This window comes from Streptomyces malaysiensis subsp. samsunensis (genome assembly GCF_024519315.1).
Classification (GTDB): Bacteria; Actinomycetota; Actinomycetes; order Streptomycetales; family Streptomycetaceae; genus Streptomyces; species Streptomyces malaysiensis.
This window is the reverse complement of sequence record NZ_JANIIC010000027.1, coordinates 106,481-124,615: the sequence shown is the minus strand read 5'-3', so window position 1 is coordinate 124,615 and position 18,135 is coordinate 106,481. Positions and strand designations below refer to the sequence as shown.

General features: G+C 72.3%; 17 protein-coding genes. 12 read left to right on the top strand and 5 right to left on the bottom strand.

The features are described 5' to 3' along the window. Positions 1-4: 4 nt before the first annotated feature. From pyrF to NQU54_RS23195, 7 genes are all read left to right on the top strand, one after another. The gene (pyrF, locus tag NQU54_RS23225; RefSeq protein WP_079259658.1) at positions 5-856 is read left to right on the top strand and encodes an orotidine-5'-phosphate decarboxylase; all 852 of its coding nucleotides are present in this window, start codon (positions 5-7) and stop codon (positions 854-856) included. 204 nt (positions 857-1,060) lie between these two features. Next, entirely contained in the window at positions 1,061-1,384 is a 324-nt protein-coding gene (locus tag NQU54_RS23220) for an integration host factor (RefSeq protein WP_009713618.1), read from the top strand. A 48-nt stretch (positions 1,385-1,432) separates the two neighbouring features. Beyond that, a complete protein-coding gene (gene gmk / locus NQU54_RS23215; protein ID WP_069869796.1) occupies positions 1,433-1,999 on the top strand; it encodes a guanylate kinase in 567 nt (188 codons plus the stop codon). Positions 2,000-2,077: 78 nt separating this feature from the next. Continuing rightward, on the top strand, positions 2,078-2,338 hold the full coding sequence (rpoZ, locus tag NQU54_RS23210) for a DNA-directed RNA polymerase subunit omega (protein WP_020867048.1): 261 nt from the start codon (positions 2,078-2,080) through the stop codon (positions 2,336-2,338). A 139-nt stretch (positions 2,339-2,477) separates the two neighbouring features. Then, entirely contained in the window at positions 2,478-3,686 is a 1,209-nt protein-coding gene (gene coaBC / locus NQU54_RS23205) for a bifunctional phosphopantothenoylcysteine decarboxylase/phosphopantothenate--cysteine ligase CoaBC (protein WP_257632767.1), read from the top strand. A 280-nt stretch (positions 3,687-3,966) separates the two neighbouring features. Next, a complete protein-coding gene (gene metK / locus NQU54_RS23200; protein WP_257632766.1) occupies positions 3,967-5,175 on the top strand; it encodes a methionine adenosyltransferase in 1,209 nt (402 codons plus the stop codon). Positions 5,176-5,274: 99 nt separating this feature from the next. Then, complete coding sequence (locus NQU54_RS23195) at positions 5,275-7,440, top strand: primosomal protein N' (RefSeq protein ID WP_257632765.1); 2,166 nt, start codon at positions 5,275-5,277, stop codon at positions 7,438-7,440. Between the two features lie 350 nt (positions 7,441-7,790). Here the strand turns inward: NQU54_RS23195 and NQU54_RS23190 are convergent, their stop codons facing one another. Then, on the bottom strand, positions 7,791-8,330 hold the full coding sequence (locus tag NQU54_RS23190) for a hypothetical protein (RefSeq protein WP_069869800.1): 540 nt from the start codon (positions 8,328-8,330) through the stop codon (positions 7,791-7,793). Between the two features lie 291 nt (positions 8,331-8,621). Between NQU54_RS23190 and fmt the strand changes: the two genes are divergently transcribed. The 3 genes from fmt to NQU54_RS23175 all read left to right on the top strand — a co-directional run bounded on the left by fmt (position 8,622) and on the right by NQU54_RS23175 (position 13,295). After that, entirely contained in the window at positions 8,622-9,554 is a 933-nt protein-coding gene (gene fmt / locus NQU54_RS23185; RefSeq protein WP_257632764.1) for a methionyl-tRNA formyltransferase, read from the top strand. Between the two features lie 146 nt (positions 9,555-9,700). Then, positions 9,701-11,779 (top strand): ABC transporter ATP-binding protein, encoded by a 2,079-nt coding sequence (locus NQU54_RS23180; RefSeq protein WP_257632763.1) that lies wholly within the window; start codon positions 9,701-9,703, stop codon positions 11,777-11,779. Between the two features lie 43 nt (positions 11,780-11,822). Then, entirely contained in the window at positions 11,823-13,295 is a 1,473-nt protein-coding gene (locus tag NQU54_RS23175) for an RsmB/NOP family class I SAM-dependent RNA methyltransferase (protein ID WP_257632762.1), read from the top strand. 83 nt (positions 13,296-13,378) lie between these two features. Here NQU54_RS23175 and NQU54_RS23170 read toward each other — a convergent pair whose 3' ends face one another. After that, positions 13,379-14,314 (bottom strand): serine hydrolase, encoded by a 936-nt coding sequence (locus NQU54_RS23170; RefSeq protein WP_257632761.1) that lies wholly within the window; start codon positions 14,312-14,314, stop codon positions 13,379-13,381. A gap of 150 nt (positions 14,315-14,464) precedes the next feature. Here NQU54_RS23170 and rpe point away from each other — a divergent pair, with 150 nt between their 5' ends. Together rpe and NQU54_RS23160 are read left to right on the top strand one after the other, a co-directional pair. Continuing rightward, positions 14,465-15,163 (top strand): ribulose-phosphate 3-epimerase, encoded by a 699-nt coding sequence (gene rpe / locus NQU54_RS23165; protein ID WP_257632760.1) that lies wholly within the window; start codon positions 14,465-14,467, stop codon positions 15,161-15,163. Between the two features lie 111 nt (positions 15,164-15,274). After that, complete coding sequence (locus NQU54_RS23160) at positions 15,275-16,264, top strand: sugar-binding transcriptional regulator (RefSeq protein WP_370685063.1); 990 nt, start codon at positions 15,275-15,277, stop codon at positions 16,262-16,264. Between the two features lie 280 nt (positions 16,265-16,544). On the opposite strand, the gene NQU54_RS23155 is transcribed toward NQU54_RS23160, so the two are convergent. From NQU54_RS23155 to NQU54_RS23145, 3 genes are read right to left on the bottom strand one after another with little or no spacing between them, the layout of a single operon-like run. Then, complete coding sequence (locus tag NQU54_RS23155) at positions 16,545-17,210, bottom strand: dihydrofolate reductase family protein (RefSeq protein WP_257632759.1); 666 nt, start codon at positions 17,208-17,210, stop codon at positions 16,545-16,547. Beyond that, positions 17,210-17,746 carry an SRPBCC family protein gene (locus NQU54_RS23150; protein WP_257632758.1) on the bottom strand — a complete coding sequence of 179 codons (537 nt, stop codon included), beginning with the start codon at positions 17,744-17,746 and terminating at the stop codon, positions 17,210-17,212. Before NQU54_RS23150 ends, NQU54_RS23155 begins: the two co-directional genes overlap by 1 nt. Beyond that, positions 17,730-18,092 (bottom strand): ArsR/SmtB family transcription factor, encoded by a 363-nt coding sequence (locus NQU54_RS23145; protein ID WP_079259669.1) that lies wholly within the window; start codon positions 18,090-18,092, stop codon positions 17,730-17,732. Before NQU54_RS23145 ends, NQU54_RS23150 begins: the two co-directional genes overlap by 17 nt. Between the last annotated feature and the right edge of the window lie 43 nt (positions 18,093-18,135).

The following is an 18,135-nucleotide window of genomic DNA, read 5'->3' as shown; positions in this document are numbered from 1 at the left end:
ACGCATGACGACCCCCTTCGGCACCCGCCTGCGCGCCGCCATGGACGCCCGCGGCCCCCTGTGCGTCGGCATCGACCCGCACGCCTCCCTGCTCGCCGACTGGGGCCTGGGGGACGATGTGGCCGGTTTGGAGCGGTTCACCCGGACCGTCGTGGACGCGCTCGCCGAGCGGGTCGCCGTCCTCAAGCCACAGTCGGCCTTCTACGAGCGGTTCGGCTCCCGCGGCATCGCGGTGCTCGAGCGGGCGGTGGCCGACGCCCGCGCCGCCGGGGCGCTGGTGCTGATGGACGCCAAGCGCGGCGACATCGGCTCGACCATGGCGGCGTACGCCTCGGCCTATCTGGATCCGGCCGGTCCGCTGTTCTCGGACGCGATCACCCTCAGCCCCTACCTCGGCTTCGGCTCGCTGCGCCCGGCGCTGGACGCGGCGCGGGCGGCGGGCGCGGGCGTCTTCGTACTGGCGCTGACCTCCAATCCGGAGGGCGCCGAGGTGCAGCACGCGGTGCGGTCCGACGGAACGACCGTCGCGGCCACCGTGCTGAGGGCGCTCAAGGCCGAGAACGCCGCCGAGGCCGCCGAGGGCCGCCTCGGCTCGTACGGCGCGGTGGTCGGCGCGACGCTGGGCGGGGCGGCGGGGGAGGCGGGCGCCGATCTGGCGATCGACGGTCCGCTGCTGGCCCCCGGCATCGGGGCCCAGGGCGCGACCCCCGCCGATCTCCCGGCGGTTTTCGGTCCGGCGGTGCGGAATGTCGTTCCGAGCGTCAGCAGGGGGGTGCTCCGGCACGGTCCGGACGCCGCGTCGCTGGTCGAGGCGGCGTCCAGAATGGCTGATGAAGTGCGTGCTGTGGCCGAATAACCCGGCTATTTTGTCCGTAAATGTCCGAGTCGAGCGAGTCTGACCAGGACTTTTCGTCTGTTCTCGCTGACTGGAGCGGGATCGGCCGCTAGTCTCCGACGAGAGCGAACGTGCTGCTGCGTTGCGCGTTGCTCCCCAGGTGAGGGGCGACTAGGTTCCTCACCGGTCCATATCCGACAGTTCGACATCCGAGGTGACGTAGGCGTGGCTCTTCCGCCCCTTACCCCTGAACAGCGCGCAGCCGCGCTCGAAAAGGCCGCCGCGGCTCGCCGGGAGCGCGCCGAGGTCAAGAATCGACTCAAGCACTCCGGCGCTTCCCTGCACGAGGTCATCAAGCAGGGCCAGGAGAACGACGTCATCGGCAAGATGAAGGTGTCCGCTCTCCTGGAGTCCCTGCCCGGCGTCGGCAAGGTCCGCGCCAAGCAGATCATGGAGCGGCTCGGCATCTCCGAGAGCCGTCGTGTGCGGGGTCTGGGCTCCAACCAGATCGCGTCGCTCGAGCGCGAGTTCGGCGGCGCCGCCGGCTGACGAGGCCCGGCGTTTCCAGGCACTCCCGGGAACCTGGATAATCGCTCCATGGCAGCACACTCCGCACGACCGCGATTGACCGTGCTCTCCGGCCCCTCCGGGGTCGGCAAGAGCACGGTCGTCGCCCATATGCGCAAGGAACACCCCGAGGTCTGGCTCTCGGTCTCCGCCACGACGCGGCGACCGCGCCCCGGTGAGCGGGACGGCGTTCACTATTTCTTCGTGGACGACGGGGAGTTCGACAAGCTCATAGCCAATGGTGAGCTGCTGGAGTGGGCCGAGTTCGCGGGCAACCGCTACGGCACCCCGCGCGAGGCGGTCATGGACCGCCTCGGCGCGGGGGAGCCGGTGCTGCTGGAGATCGACCTACAGGGCGCACGGCAGATCCGCGAGTCCATGCCGGAGGCGCAGCTGGTCTTCCTGGCGCCGCCGAGCTGGGAGGAGCTGGTGCGCCGGCTCACCGGCCGGGGCACCGAGGCGCCCGAGGTGATCGAGCGGCGGCTGGAGGCCGCGCGGACCGAGCTGGCCGCCGAGTCAGAGTTCGATACGACCTTGGTCAATACCTCCGTCCAGGACGTTTCCCATGAGCTGCTAGCCTTGATGCGAGTGGCTTGATCTTCAATTCACTCTTGCCATGAGGCGAAATTCTTGCCATGAGGCAGAAATAAGGAAGGCTAGAGAGTGTCCTCTCCCATGACCGCGCCCGAGGGGATCATCAACCCTCCGATTGATGAGCTGCTCGAGGCCACCGACTCCAAGTACAGCCTGGTGATCTACGCGGCCAAGCGCGCGCGGCAGATCAACGCGTACTACTCCCAGCTCGGTGAGGGCCTGCTCGAGTACGTCGGTCCCCTCGTGGACACCCACGTCCACGAGAAGCCCCTCTCGATCGCGCTCCGCGAGATCAACGCGGGCCTGCTGACCTCCGAGGCCATCGAGGGCCCGGCTCAGTAGTTCTCGGATCACTTCATCACGGCCCGGCAGAGATGCCGGGCCCGTGGTGTGTCATGGGTACGTGAGATGACCCGGCGTACCGTGACTGGACGTACGGCCCGATGCGACATCCGACGTACCCGGTGGGGAGAGCCGAGCGATGGACAAGCCCAAGGTGGTTCTGGGCGTCAGTGGTGGGATCGCCGCCTACAAGGCGTGTGAGCTGCTGCGCCGCCTCACCGAGTCCGGCCATGACGTACGCGTCGTGCCGACCGCCTCGGCGCTGCACTTCGTCGGCGAGGCGACCTGGTCCGCGCTGTCCGGGCATCCGGCGACGACCGAGGTCTGGGACTCCGTCCACGAGGTGCCGCACGTCCGCATCGGCCAGTCCGCCGATCTGCTCGTGATCGCCCCCGCCACCGCCGATCTGCTCGCCAAGGCCGCCCATGGCCTGGCGGACGATCTGCTCACCAACACGCTGCTCACCGCGCGCTGTCCGGTCGTCTTCGCGCCCGCGATGCACACCGAGATGTGGGAGCACTCCGCCACCCAGGAGAACGTGGCGACCCTGCGCCGCCGCGGCGCCGTCGTCATCGAACCCGCTGTGGGGCGGCTCACCGGCGTGGACACCGGCAAGGGGCGGCTGCCGGACCCCGGGGAGATCTTCGAGGTCTGCCGCCGGGTGCTGGCCCGTGGCGCCGAGGCGCTCACCGCCGATCTGGCGGGGCGCCATGTCGTGGTCAGCGCCGGGGGCACCCGCGAACCGCTGGACCCGGTGCGCTTCCTCGGCAACCGCTCCACCGGCCGCCAGGGGTACGCCCTGGCCCGTGCCGCCGTCGCCCGGGGTGCCCGGGTGACTCTTGTCTCGGCCAACAGCGAGCTGCCGGACCCGGCCGGCGCCGATGTGGTGCGCGCGGGCACCGCGGCCCAGCTGCGCGAGGCCGTGCTCAAGGCGGCCGCGGACGCCGACGCCGTGGTGATGGCCGCCGCCGTGGCCGATTTCCGCCCCGCGCGGTACGCCGAGGGGAAGATCAAGAAGCGCGAGGGCCAGGAGCCCGAGCCGCTCGCCCTGGTACGGAATCCGGACATCCTCGCCGAGATCTCAGCCGAGCGCGCCCGCCCCGGCCAGATCGTGGTGGGTTTCGCCGCCGAAACCGACGATGTGCTCGCCAACGGCCGCGCCAAGCTCGCCCGCAAGGGCTGCGATCTGCTGGTGGTCAACGAGGTCGGGGAGCACAAGACCTTCGGCGCGGAGACCAACGAGGCCGTGGTGCTCGGCGCCGACGGCACCGAGACGCCCGTGCCGTACGGCCCCAAGGGCGCGCTGGCCGACACCGTCTGGGATCTGGTGGCCCGCCGCCTTGGCTGAGCCCGGCCCCGGCGGGGCTGTTCGATGCCCCTGAAGCGGGGCGACGGCACGGCCGATCGGGCTCATGACAGCTCATGACACGTTCCTGCCACGGTAGGGTGGGGCTGTATTTCGGCTTGAGGCAAGGTATGTTCCCGGACACGGGCCTGCCCGTTCTGTGGGACGGGGATGCTTGACCGGTGGACGTGCCGGATAAGCTGGCCCAGGAACCGCACCGGGCGCAGCTCCCGAGCGGTCCGACCATGATCAGCCAGCAGCCGCTGCAACCCCAGGGAGCGATGTGTCCCGCCGCCTGTTCACCTCGGAATCCGTGACCGAGGGTCACCCCGACAAGATCGCCGACCAGATCAGCGACACCATCCTCGACGCCCTTCTCAAGGAGGACCCGACCTCCCGGGTCGCCGTCGAGACCTTGATCACCACCGGCCTGGTGCACGTGGCCGGCGAGGTGACCACCAAGGCGTACGCCCCGATCGCGACGCTCGTGCGGAACAAGATCCTCGACATCGGCTACGACTCGTCGAAGAAGGGTTTCGACGGCGCCTCCTGCGGCGTTTCGGTGTCGATCGGCTCACAGTCCCCCGACATCGCCCAGGGTGTGGACTCCGCCTACGAGCTCCGGGTCGAGGGCGATGAGGACGAGCTGGACAAGCAGGGCGCGGGCGACCAGGGCCTGATGTTCGGGTACGCCTGCGACGAGACGCCCGAACTGATGCCGCTGCCGATCAACCTGGCGCACCGGCTCTCCCGCCGGCTGTCCGAGGTCCGCAAGAACGGGACCATCCCCTACCTGCGCCCGGACGGCAAGACCCAGGTCACCATCGAGTACGACGGCAACAAGGCGGTCCGCCTGGACACCGTCGTCGTCTCCTCGCAGCACGCCTCCGACATCGACCTGGACTCGCTGCTGGCTCCCGACATCCGGGAATTCGTGGTCGAGCACGTGCTGAAGGACCTGGTCGAGGACGGCATCAAGCTCGACACCGAGGGCTACCGTCTGCTGGTCAATCCCACCGGCCGCTTCGAGATCGGCGGCCCGATGGGCGACGCCGGCCTCACCGGCCGCAAGATCATCATCGACACCTACGGCGGCATGTCCCGCCACGGCGGCGGCGCCTTCTCCGGCAAGGACCCCTCCAAGGTCGACCGCTCCGCCGCCTACGCCATGCGCTGGGTGGCCAAGAACGTGGTGGCCGCCGGCCTCGCTCAGCGCTGCGAGGTCCAGGTCGCGTACGCCATCGGCAAGGCCGAGCCGGTCGGCCTCTTCGTCGAGACCTTCGGCACCGCCGCGATCGACACCGAGAAGATCGAGAAGGCCATCTCCCAGGTCTTCGACCTCCGCCCGGCCGCGATCATCCGCGACCTCGACCTGCTCCGCCCGATCTACGCCCAGACCGCGGCGTACGGCCACTTCGGCCGCGAGCTCCCCGACTTCACCTGGGAGCGCACCGACCGGGTAGACGCCCTCCGCGCGGCGGCGGGCCTGTAAGGCCCCGGCCCGATCCCCGCTTCGAAAAGGCCCGGACGCCTCTTGGCGTCCGGGCCTTCGCGTCCGTTGCTGTCCGTGTGGTCTGCTAAGACTTGATCTGTGAGCAGGGACAACGAGCGGCCGAAGGACCCGGCGGAGACGTCGGAGGGGGAGCAGCTCGCGCTCATTCGGGAGACCGTGCGCAAGGCCAAGGTGCCCAAGGCCAAGCCGCGGACGTGGCGGGGGGCCGCGCTGGCCGGGGAGCTGCCCGTGGCGCGGGTGCTCGTCGACAAGGGGCCGGTCCACCTCGACAAGTTGTGGGACTACGCGGTGCCGGCCGAGATGGACGCCGAGGCGCGGCCCGGGGTGCGGGTGCGGGTGCGGTTCGGGGCCGGGACGGGGAAGGTGCGCGAGGGGCGGCGCGAGGGCGGCGGGCTGCTCGACGGGTACATCATCGAGCGCGTCGCCGAGTCCGACTACCGGGGCCCGCTGGCCGCCCTCGCGCAGGTGGTCTCCCCGGAGCCGGTGCTGGGGCCGGGGCTGCTGGCGCTGTGCCGGGCGGTCGCCGACCGGTACGCCGGATCGCTCGCCGATGTGCTTCAGCTGGCCCTGCCCAAGCGCAACGCCCGCGCCGAGGGCGAGCCGTCACCGCCGCCGCTGCCCCCGCCGGAGCCGCCCGCGCCCGGGAGTTGGGCCCGCTATCCGGCCGGGCCCGGGTTCCTGGAGGCGCTTGCGCGCGGTGACCGGCCGCGGGCCGTATGGACCGCGCTGCCCGGACCGCACTGGCCCCGGGAGTGGGCCATCGCCGTGGCCGCCACGCTCGCGTCCGGGCGCGGGGCGCTCGTCGTCGTCCCCGACGGACGGACCGCCGAGCGGGTGGACGCCGCGCTCACGGAGGTGCTCGGCGGGCCGGGGCGGCATGTGCTGCTCACCGCCGACCTCGGACCCGAGGAGCGCTACCGCCGCTGGCTGGCGGTCAGCCGGGGCTCGATCCGGGCGGTGGTGGGCACCCGCGCGGCGATGTTCGCGCCGGTCCGGGACCTCGGGCTGGTGGGGATCTGGGACGACGGCGACCGTAGCCACAGCGACGACCGGCTGCCGCAGCCGCACGCCCGCGATGTGCTGCTGCTGCGCGCCGTCCACGAGAAGACCGGGTTTCTGCTGGGCGACCTCGGCCGTACCGTCGAGGCCGCCCAGCTGGTGGAGAACGGCTGGGCCCGGCCGCTCGAAGCCGACCGTGAGCGGGTCCGGGCGGCCGCCCCGCTGATCCGTACGGTCGACGAGGGCGAAGTGGCCCGGGACGCGGAGGCCCGCGCCGCCCGGCTGCCCACGATCGCCTGGCAGACCGTACGGGAGGCGCTGACCCGGGGCCCCGTGCTGGTGCAGGTGCCGCGCCGGGGCTATGTGCCGAAGCTGGCCTGTGAGCGCTGCCGGGAGCCCGCGCGCTGTGCGCACTGCGCGGGTCCGCTGGAGGCGCGGGACGCGGAGCATCTGGTGTGCGGATGGTGCGGACGGGACGAACCCGCCTGGCACTGCCGCGAATGCGGGGGCGTCCGGCTGCGCGCCTCCATCGTCGGCGCCCGGCGCACCGCCGAGGAGCTGGGCCGGGCCTTTCCGGCGGTGCCCGTGCGCACCTCCGGCCGTGACCATGTGCTGACGTCCGTCCCCGACCGTCCGGCGCTCGTCGTGAGCACGCCGGGCGCCGAGCCGGTCGCCGAGGGCGGTTACGCCGCGGCGCTGCTGCTCGACGGCTGGGCCCTGCTCGGCCGCCCCGATCTGCGCGCCGGTGAGGACGCGCTGCGCCACTGGCTGGAGGCGGCCTCGCTGGTACGCGGCCATGGGGACGAGGAGGATGACGGCCGGGGCGGCACCGTGGTGATCATGGCCGAGCCGACGCTGCGGCCCGTCCAGGCGCTGGTGCGCTGGGACCCCGCCGGTTACGCGGCGCGCGAGCTGGCCGAACGGTCCCAGCTGGGCTTTCCGCCGATCTCACGGATGGCGGCGGTGACCGGCCCCGCGGAGGCGGTGGCCGAGCTGATCGCCTCGGCCCGGCTGCCCGAAGGGGCCGAGACGCTCGGCCCGGTCCCGCTGCCCCCGGCGCCCCCCGGGCGCCCGCGCCGCCCCGGAGACCCGCCGCCGGGCGAGGTCTGGGAGCGCGCACTGCTGCGGGTGCGCCCCGGCCAGGGCAGCGCACTCGCGGCGGCCCTCAAGGAGGCGAAGGCGCGCCGCCTGGCCCTGGGGGAGCGGGACCCCGCGGTGCGCGTGGATCCCCTGGACATCGGCTGAGTCGGCAGAGCCTCCGGGCTGGGTTCTTCCGGCCGAGCCCGGCCTGCCATCTCGCGGTGACCGGCTGAGCGGAAGGGGGCCTTCGAGCATCCGGGGGCTGGGGTTTTCCTCCGGCCGGTGGCCACCGCCCGGCGGTAGCCGGTGGCGAGCCGAAGGGGCGCTTCGCTGTCGAACGCGGTGCTGTCGAAAGGGAGCGCGCGCGGGCCCCTGAGGAAGGGAGGGGCCGGGCACGGTCGACCGCCGTGGCGGGGGCACCTCCCAGCGGTAGCCGGGGGAGGCTGAAGCGCCCCGGCGGGGGCACCTCCCGGCGGTAGCCGGGGGAGAACCTAGCCTTGTAGAAGGGGCGTTGCCTACCCGTGGCGGGGGCTGGGGAAGGCGTTGGGGCGGGGGTCCTCGCGGAGGTTGGGACGAGGGTCCTCGCGGAGGGATGGCGGTGTCGACTGCGGCGGGGCCGTGCGCGCGGCGGGCACCGAGGGCACGGAGGCGGACTCGGCCGGGCGGCCCGTGGACGGTTCGCCGCCCTCGGACGCGCTCTGCGCGGCGGCCCGGCGGGCGCCGTATCGGCGGTGCACCGCCTGCTTGGTGACGCCGAGCGCCGAGCCCACCGCGTCCCACGAGAAGCCGAGCGAGCGATCGAAGTCGACCGCGGCCGTGACCAGCGTCTCGACGCTGTCCCGCAGTTCCTGGGCGAGCCGCACGGTGGGGGCCGGGGCGCGTCCGTAGACCACGAAACCGGCGGACGGGCCGGTGCGACGGGGGCGGTAGACATTGCCGAGCTGGGCGGTGAGCGTGCGCAGCGCGTCCACCTGCCGGCGGACCCGCTCGATGTCCCGGACCAGGAGGTGCAGGCTGGCCCGTGCCTGGGCGTCATGAGTTGCGTGGTCGGCCATGTACAAGCCTCTCGAACCGGCGTTGACGGGGATGGGGTGTGGGGTGACGGGGAGATGGGGTGGTTTGGGGGAGGGAGCGGGGAAGCGGTCGGACGGCGGGAAACGCATCGGGCCGCGGCAGCGGCCCGATGCGGTCAATCTGTCTTGACCAACGCGGCACCCGCCCGTCGGTCACGGTCCGGGGCGTGCGGGGGTCCGCTCGTACGCCCCCTCGTCCGGCGGACCATAGACTTCAGGCGCGGTTTCCGCTGTTTCCGCCGTACCCGCTGTGTGAGAGGTAGTTCGCCACCCATGAGGCTCGTCTTCGCCGGTACCCCCGAGGTCGCCCTGCCCGCTCTGGACGCGCTGATCGCGTCGGAGAAGCACGAGGTGGTGGCCGTGGTGACCCGTCCCGACGCGCCCGCCGGGCGCGGTCGCCGCCTCGTGGCCGGCCCGGTCGCCGAGCGGGCCGAGGAGGCGGGTATCGAGGTGCTCAAGCCCGGCAAGCCGCGTGAACCGGAGTTCCTCGCCCGGCTCGCCGAGATCGCCCCGGACTGCTGCCCGGTGGTGGCCTACGGCGCGCTGCTGCCCAAGTCCGCGCTGGAGATCCCCGCGCACGGCTGGGTCAATCTGCACTTCTCGCTGCTCCCGGCATGGCGGGGCGCGGCACCCGTACAGCACGCCGTGCTCGCGGGCGACGAGATGACCGGCGCCTCGACCTTCCAGATCGAGGAAGGGCTGGACTCCGGGCCGGTGTTCGGGGTGGTGACCGAGGAGGTGCGGGCCACCGACACCAGTGGCGATCTGCTGACCCGGCTCGCCTTCGCCGGTGCCGGACTGCTCGAGGCGACGATGGACGGCATCGAGAACGGCACCCTGAACCCGGTGCCGCAGCCGGCCGAGGGCATCTCGCTCGCCCCGAAGATCACCGTCGAGGACGCGGAGATCGACTGGACGGCGCCCGCGCTGCGCGTCGACCGGCTGGTGCGGGCGTGCACCCCCGCCCCGGGCGCGTGGACCACCTTCCGGGGGGAGCGGCTGAAGGTCGTCTCGGCGCGACCGGTGGCGGACCGTACGGATCTGGCGCCCGGCGCGCTGGCCGCGACCAAGAAGGCCGTGTACGTGGGCACCGGCAGCCATGCCGTGGAGCTGACCTGGGTGCGGCCGCAGGGCAAGAAGCCGATGCTCGCGGCGGATTGGGCGCGCGGGGTGCGGATCGCGGAGGGCGAGCAGCTCGGGGCCTGAACGGGGGTGACGTCTCAGCCGGGCCGCCGGGCCGAAAGGCGGGCCACTGGGTCGAAAGACGGGTGCCGGGCGCGCCGGTTCAGGCCAATGTCGACTTCAACCTAGGTTGAAGTCTTACGTTCCTCACGAGACCTCGGAGGTACGTGATGGACATGGAAGTGACCGCCTGGCATTCCCTGTATCAGGCGTCCAATGCCAACGACGATCGGCGGCCCTTCTCCCGCGAGACACTGCGCCGCATCGGCGCCTTCGCCCGTCCGCACCGTCGCCGGCTGCTGCTGTTCCTGGTGCTGAGCACGGTCACGGCGGTGCTCGCGGTGGCCACACCGCTGCTGGCGGGCCGGGTGGTGGACGCGATCGTCCACCGTTCGGGACAGGGGACGGTGCTCGGGCTGGCCGGGCTCATCGCCGCGATCGCCGTGGCGGAAGCGGCCATTGGGCTGCTGACCCGCTGGCTTTCGGCGAACATCGGCGAGGGGCTGATCCTCGATCTGCGCACCGCCGTCTTCGACCACGTCCAGCGGATGCCGGTGGCGTTCTTCACCAGGACCCGCACCGGTGCGCTGGTCAGCAGGCTCAACAACGACGTCATCGGCGCGCAGCGGGCGTTCAGCGACACCCTCTCCGGGGTGGTGAGCAATCTGGTGACACTGCTGCTCACCCTCGTCGTCATGATCGGGATCTCCTGGCAGATCACCCTGGTCACGCTGCTGCTCCTGCCCCTCTTCCTGCTGCCCGCGCGCCGGGTGGGCGGACGGCTGGCGAAGCTGCGGCGCGAGGCGGCCACGCACAACGCCGCGATGAGCACCCAGATGACCGAGCGCTTCTCCGCGCCCGGGGCGACCCTGGTCAAGCTCTTCGGGCGGCCCGCCGACGAGTCCGCCGAGTTTGCCGCGCGGACCCGGCGGGTGCGGGACATCGGGGTGCGGACCGCGATGGTCCAGGTCTCCTTCGTGACCGCCCTGACCCTCGTCTCCGCCCTGGCCCTCGCCCTGGTCTACGGCCTCGGCGGCTGGTTCGCGCTGCACGGGCGGCTCGACCCCGGCGCCGTCGTGGCGCTCGCGCTGCTCCTCACCCGGCTGTACGCGCCGCTGACCGCGCTGGCCGGGGCGCGGGTCGAGGTCATGAGCGCGCTCGTCAGCTTCGAGCGGGTCTTCGAGGTGCTCGACCTGGAGCCGCTGATCACCGAGAAGCCGGACGCCCGGGAGGTCCCGGAGGGGCCGGTGGCCGTGGAGTTCGACCGGGTGGACTTCGGCTACCCGGCCGCGGACAAGGTCTCCCTCGCCTCCCTGGAGGAGGTCGCCACCCTGGACACCCGTGGTGGCGTGCAGGTTCTGCACCAGGTGTCCTTCCGCGCCGAACCGGGCCAGATGGTCGCGCTGGTGGGCTCCTCCGGCGCCGGGAAGTCGACCATCGCGCAGCTGCTGCCGAGGCTCTACGACGCCGACGGCGGCGCCGTACGGCTCTCCGGGGTGGACGTCCGCGATCTGACCGCCGAGTCGATCCGCGCCACCCTCGGCATGGTCACCCAGGACGGCCATCTCTTCCATGACTCGATCCGCGCCAATCTGCTGCTGGCGCGGCCGGAGGCTACCGACGAGGAGCTGTGGGAAGTGCTGCGCCGGGCCCGGCTGGAGGGGCTGATCGCGGCCCTGCCGGACGGTCTTGACACCGTCGTGGGCGAGCGCGGCTACCGGCTCTCCGGCGGTGAGCGCCAGCGGCTGACCATCGCCCGGCTGCTGCTGGCCCGGCCCCGGGTGGTGCTCCTCGATGAGGCCACCGCGCATCTGGACTCCACCTCGGAGGCGGATGTGCAGGAGGCGCTCGCCGAGGCGCTGGACGGGCGCACCGCGGTGGTGATCGCCCACCGGCTGTCCACGGTCCGGGCCGCGGATCTCATTCTCGTGATCGAGGGCGGGCGGATCGTGGAACGCGGTACGCACACCGCGCTGCTGGCCGCCGGAGGCCGCTACGAGGAGCTGTACCGCACCCAGTTCGAGCAGCCGGCGGCGGTGGGCGACGGATGCGCCGTGGACGGAGCGAGCGCCGCCGGCACGGGCGCGAAGGTGACGGCGGCCGTTCCGCCCACGCCCCTGGACAGGACGCCCCTGGACAGGACGGCCCTGGACGGGACGGCCCTGGAGGGGACCGGCGTGGATGGGACGGCCGTGGACGGTACGGCCCTGGGCGGCGGGCCCACGACCGCCGAGGCCCCGGCGACGTAGGCTGGTTCCTTCAGCCCGATCCGTCCCCCGGAGCACATTTCCCGTGACCGACCAGCCCCGTCGTCGCCGTCCCCACACCCCGAACCGGCCAGGCAAGCCCTACCGCCGTCCGCAGAAGGACCCCGTGCGGATCCTCGCCTTCGAGGCGCTGCGGGCGGTCGACGAACGGGACGCGTATGCCAACCTCGTTCTCCCGCCCCTGCTCCGCAAGGCGCGGGAGAGCGCGGAGGCGGGCAGCGGGCCGCGGTTCGACGCCCGGGACGCGGCGCTCGCCACCGAGCTGGTCTACGGCACCCTGCGCCACCAGGGCACCTACGACGCGATCATCGCCGAATGCGTGGACCGCCCGCTGCGCGATGTGGACCCGCCGGTGCTCGATGTGCTGAACCTCGGCGCCCACCAGCTGCTGGGGACCCGTATCCCCACGCACGCCGCCGTCTCCGCGAGCGTCGAGCTGGCCCGGGTGGTGCTGGGCGACGGACGCGCCAAGTTCGTCAACGCCGTGCTGCGCAGGATCGCCGCGCATGACCTGGACGGCTGGCTCGAGCGGGTCGCCCCGCCCTACGACGAGGACCCCGAGGAGTATCTGGGCGTCCGCCACTCGCATCCGCGCTGGGTCGTCTCCGCCCTGTGGGACGCGCTCGGCGGCGGCAGCGCCGGTATGGAGGAGCTGCTGGCCGCCGACAACGAGCGGCCCGAGGTCACCCTCGTCGCCCGGCCCGGCCGGTCCACGCCCGGCGAGCTGCTGGACGCGGTCGGCGAAGGGTCCGCGGTGCCGGGCCGCTGGTCGCCGTACGCGGTGCGGCTCACCGAGGGCGGGGAGCCCGGGGCGCTGGAGGCGGTGCGCGAGGGGCGGGCCGGGGTGCAGGACGAGGGCAGCCAGCTGGTGGCCATCGCGCTGGCCAACGCCCCGCTGGAGGGGGAGGATCGGCGCTGGCTGGACGGCTGCGCGGGCCCCGGCGGCAAGGCCGCCCTGCTCGGCGCGCTCGCCGCGGAGCGCGGTGCCTCACTGCTGGCCGCCGAGAAGCAGCCGCACCGGGCCCGGCTGGTGGCCAGGGCCCTGGCGGGCAACCCCGGCCCGTACCAGGTCATCGCCGCGGACGGCACCCGGCCGCCGTGGCGGCCCGGCGGTTTCGACCGGGTGCTGGTGGATGTGCCGTGCACCGGGCTCGGCGCGCTGCGCCGCCGCCCCGAGGCGCGCTGGCGGCGCCGCCCCGAGGACCTCGAAGGATTCGCCCCGCTCCAGCGCGGGCTGCTGCGCGAGGCACTGGCCTCGGCGCGGATCGGCGGGGTGGTCGGCTATGCGACCTGCTCCCCGCATCCGGCCGAGACCAGGGCCGTGGTCGAGGACATCCTCAAGGGGCGTGGCGGCCCGGCCGTATCGGCGGAGTGGATAGACGTCCGTCCGCTGCTGCCCGGACTGCCCGAGCTGGGTGAAGGACCCGACATCCAGCTGTGGCCGCACCGGCACGGTACGGACGCCATGTATCTGGCCCTGCTGCGCCGCACGGGCTGACGGCTGCCCGTCCACGACCGACCGCCCTGTCCACGACCGGCCGTCCCGCCAATCGCCGCCCGCCCCGTCCGCGACCGGTCGTCTCATTCCTTCGGGATCGCCGGAAGCGCTTCCTGGGGCCGGTCGGTCGGGGTGTAGAGCGTATCGGCGAGGGCGGTGGGGTCGAGGTCCCTGTGCACCGCGCGCGCCACCGCCTCGATGGTGGCCACGCCCGCCTTCATGGTGCGGTTGTCCTGGGTGAGCACGGTGAGCGTGTAGTCGTGGCCGGCGCCGGTGAAGGCGCCGATGCTGTGCACCCGCCAGCCGTGTGTGGACCGCTCCAGCCAGCCGTTCTTCACATGGATCTGCACACTGCGCGGGGCACCGGCCGGAGTGCCCCAGCGCTGTTCGCGGATGACCTTGCCCATCAACGTGAGGACGCAGGAGCGGGAGGCGTCGGTCAGCACCGTGTTGGGGTGGGTGATCAGGTCCAGGAGCCGCTCCTGGTCGTTCGCGGTGATCTGGGTGAGGCCCCAGTAGCCGTTCTTGCCGGGCACGGTGGCATCCATCCCCGCCGCCCGCAGGAACGCCTTGACCCGGGAGGGTTTGAGCTGCTTCCAGAGCTTGCTGGTCGAGGCGTTGTCCGACTTGGTGATCATGGCCGTGGCAAGGGTCTTCTCGCGCTTGGTCAGTGCCCGGTGATGGCGCTGCGCATCCCACAGCAGCGTGCTCAGGACCGTCACCTTCACCACGCTCGCGGAGTCGAACCTCTGGTTCGCGCGCAGGGTGCAGCGGGTGTGGGTGGCGTCGTCGCGAAGGCTGATCGCGTCGGTGCCGGACCGGCCCCGCAGCGCGCCGACGATGTCCTTGGACAGCTTGTCGGCCAGCCCGGCCTGATGCGAGACGCAGACCGGCCGCGGTGCCGCGGCCGCGGCGGAGGCGGGCCCGGCCACGGCGACCGGCGTGACGACGACGGCCGCCGTGAGCGCCGCGCACACCGCGGTGCGGCGGGGGAGCCGGGGTATTCGATCTCTCGTCATGGTGGGTTGCCTGTGTGCTCGACCATTCTCATGATCTCGTCTCCCCCGGCGTCCGTCGATCGGAGGGGGATTCGGTGATCACGGCGGTCCGTGGCCTCCGTCATGATCCCGGCTCCATGGACCGGCACCGAGCGTGGGAGGCTTGGAGCCATGGCCCTCCAGATCAATCCGAGTATCCTGTCCGCCGACTTCTCCCGCCTGGCGGATGAGGCGAAGGCGGTCGAAGGCGCCGACTGGCTCCACGTCGACGTCATGGACAACCACTTCGTCCCCAACCTCACCCTCGGTGTTCCGGTGGTCGAGTCGCTGGGCAGGGCCACGGAGACGCCGCTGGACTGCCATCTCATGATCGAGGACCCGGACCGCTGGGCGCCGCAGTACATCGAGGCGGGCGCCGGTTCCGTCACCTTCCATGTGGAGGCCGCGGCCGCGCCGGTGCGGCTGGCGCGCGAGATCCGGGCCAAGGGCGCACGGGCCTCGATGGCGCTCAAGCCGGCCACGCCCATCGAGCCGTACGAGGATCTGCTGCCCGAGCTGGACATGCTGCTGGTGATGACCGTGGAGCCCGGCTTCGGCGGCCAGGCGTTCCTGGACATCATGCTGCCGAAGATCCGCCGCACCCGGCAGCTCATCGAGAAGCACGGTCTGGAGCTGTGGCTCCAGGTGGACGGCGGGGTCTCGGCCGACACCATCGAGCGGTGCGCCGAGGCGGGCGCCGATGTGTTCGTGGCGGGCTCGGCCGTCTACGGCGCCGAGGACCCGGCCAAGGCCGTACGGGAGCTGCGCCGTCTCGCGGAGAAGGCGACCGGCGCCCCCGGAACATCAGACCAGACCGCTACCGGTCGGTGAACTCAAGGGTGAAGGCCAAACCAACTCCGCCGTTTCTGACAGGATGAACGGTGAGTCCGGACCATGAATAGTGAGGAGACCGCGGTGTCGACGGGCCGTTCAGCCACGCGGATGGGACCCGCCGAACTGGTGCAGGCGGCGGCCATGGCGCGCCGCTTCTACCTTGAGGGCAAGTCCAAGATCCAGATCGCCGAGGAGTTCGGCGTCAGCCGCTTCAAGGTCGCGCGGGTGCTGGAGACGGCGCTCGAGCGCGATCTGGTGCGCATCGAGATCCGGGTTCCCGCCGAGCTCGACGCGGAGCGCTCCGACGCGCTGCGCGCCCGCTACGGGCTGCGCCACGCGGTCGTCGTGGAGTCCCCGGCCGACGCCGAGGCGGACACCCCGGACCCGGAGAACCTCGGCGAGGTCGCCGCGGATCTGCTGGGCGAGCTGGTGACCGAGGGGGATGTGCTGGGGCTGGCCTGGGGACGGTCCACGATCCACATGGCGGCCGCGCTGCACCGGCTGCCCCCGTGCACCGTCGTCCAGCTCACGGGCGTGTACGACGCGGGCACGGCGGAGCGCGGCTCGGTCGAGGCGGTGCGCCGCGCGGCCGCCGTCTCGGGCGGTGAGGCGCATCCCATCTACGCGCCGATGCTGCTGCCGGACACGGCCACCGCGGACGCCCTGCGCGGTCAGACCGGTATCGCCCGCGCCTTCGAGTACTTCGACAAGGTCACCGTGGCCTGCGTCTCCATCGGCTCCTGGGAGGCCGGGATCTCCACGGTCTACGACATGCTGACCGCGGAGGAGCGGGCCCACTACGAGAGCCTGGGCGCCGCCGCCGAGATGTCGGCCCACCTCTTCGACGCCGAGGGCCGCCGCATCGGCCGCGACCTGGGCGAGCGCTGCATCACCGTGGAGGCCGACCGGCTGCGCCGGATCCCCGAGGTGGTGGCCATCGCCGGTGGCCGCCGTAAGGCCGAGGCGATCGGGGCGGTGCTGAGGTCCGGCCTGGTCACCAGCCTGGTGACGGACACCGCCGCCGCGGACTACCTGCTCGCCGAGACCACCCCCGCCGCCCACCCCGCCCTCGACCGCGCGGACCCGGACGGTCCGTAAGGTCCCCGGAACTGGGCGTAAGGCCCTCGGGGTGGGCCGCGAGGTCCCCGGGGCGGGCCATGAACTCCTTGGGGCGCTCCGGAATCCCCTGCCGGTCGGGGCGCGGGATCGTCCCTGGCCAGGGGCGACTGACGGGCCCTGCGGGGCCGGAGGCACGGGCCCTGGTCAGGTCCACCGTTCGTTATCGCGTGGCGCACACGACGGCGGTGAGGGAAGCCATCCTCCGCGCGCGACCGGGGCCGCGGGGTGGGCGCGGGCGCCGGCCGGTGTGGTGCGTCGGCTACCGCTTTCCGACGGTGTAGGTCAGGTGGGTCACCCGGGATGACGCCTCGCTGCGGGTCTGGTCGAGGGCGAGGCGGGCCGGGTCCACGCGGTCGAACAGGCGGATGCCGGTGCCGAACAGCACGGGCGCGAGCGTGACCGAGAACTCGTCGACCAGGCCGGTGTCCAGGTACTCCTGGATCGTCTCGCCGCCGCCGGCGATGCGGACGTCGCGGTCGCCGGCGGCCTCGCGGGCCTGGTCGAGCGCGCTCTCGATGCCGTCGTTGACGAAATGGAAGGTCGTGCCGCCCGGCCGCTCCCACGGGTCACGCTTCTCATGGGTCACGACGAAGACCGGGGTGTGGAACGGCGCCTCCTCCGGCCATGTCGGCTCGCCGAGGTCGAACATCCGCTTGCCCATGATGCTCGCGCCGGTGCGCTCGTACGTCTCCCGGGCGATGTCGTTGTCGATGCCTTCCTCGCCGCCCTCGCCGAGCTTGAGGTTCTCCCGGAACCACCGCTGCGGGAACGCCCACGCTTGGAGTTCCGCCCACTTCGACATCCAGCGCCTGACGTCCGGGTCGTCCTGCTTCTCGGGCGAGAAGGCGTCCTCGGGCGGCACGGCCTCGGGTGCCATGAAGCCGTCGAGCGACATCGTCACGCTGAAGAACACCTTCCCGGCCATCAGCTCTCCGCTCCGTTCGGGGTGGTCTCGTTCCGGCCGGTGTCGTTCCGGGTGAGTTCGGCGACATAGGCTGCCAGGTTGCCCAGGGTCTGCTCGCCGCCCTCGATCGCGTGGTACTTCTCCACCGCCTCGTCGCGGAGTTCCTTGGTGGGGAACACCGTGCGCATCACGATCCGGGTCTCGTCGCCGACCGGCTCGAAGGCCAGGACCGACTCGAAGGCGTTGGGGTCGTCGCGGGACTCGCCGTGCAGCAGCGCGATCCGCTCCGGCGGGACGATCTCCCGCCAGGTGATCCACTCCTGGTAGTCGGTCCCGTCCGGCCCGTGCATCACGAAGTCCCAAATCCCGCCGACACGGAACTCGAAGGACCGCGTGGTGGTGGAGAACCCCTCCGGTCCCCACCACCGCGACAGGTGCCGGACCTGCGTATACGCCTCGAACACCAGCTCTCGTGGGGCGCTGATGGTCCGGGAGATCACGATCTCGCGGTCCGCGGTCGGGTGTTCGGGCTCATCGCCGCTACTGGTCGTCGTCATCGGGTGGTTCCTCCTGCCTTGCCTGTTTCAGGTCCTGCACGTACTCGTCCAGCCGGTCGAAGCTGCCGCTCCAGAACCGCTCGAAGCCGCCCAGCCACTCGTGGACCGGCCGCAGCCCGCGGGCGTCCAGGCCGTACAGCCGCTGCTTGCCCGCTCCGCGGGCCCGCACCAGTCCGACCTCCCGGAGCACCCGCAGGTGCTTGGACGCCTGCGGCTGGCTCATCCCCAGATCCCGTGCCAGCTCGGTAACGGGCCGCTCGCCGCCCCGCAGCAGGACCAGGATCTCCCGCCGCTGCGGTTCGGCTATCGCGTTGAACGCGTCCGAGGTCGTCGCCGCTCGTGCCATGGCCTCATCATATGCCTATATCGGCATGCGTCAACGGCTGCCT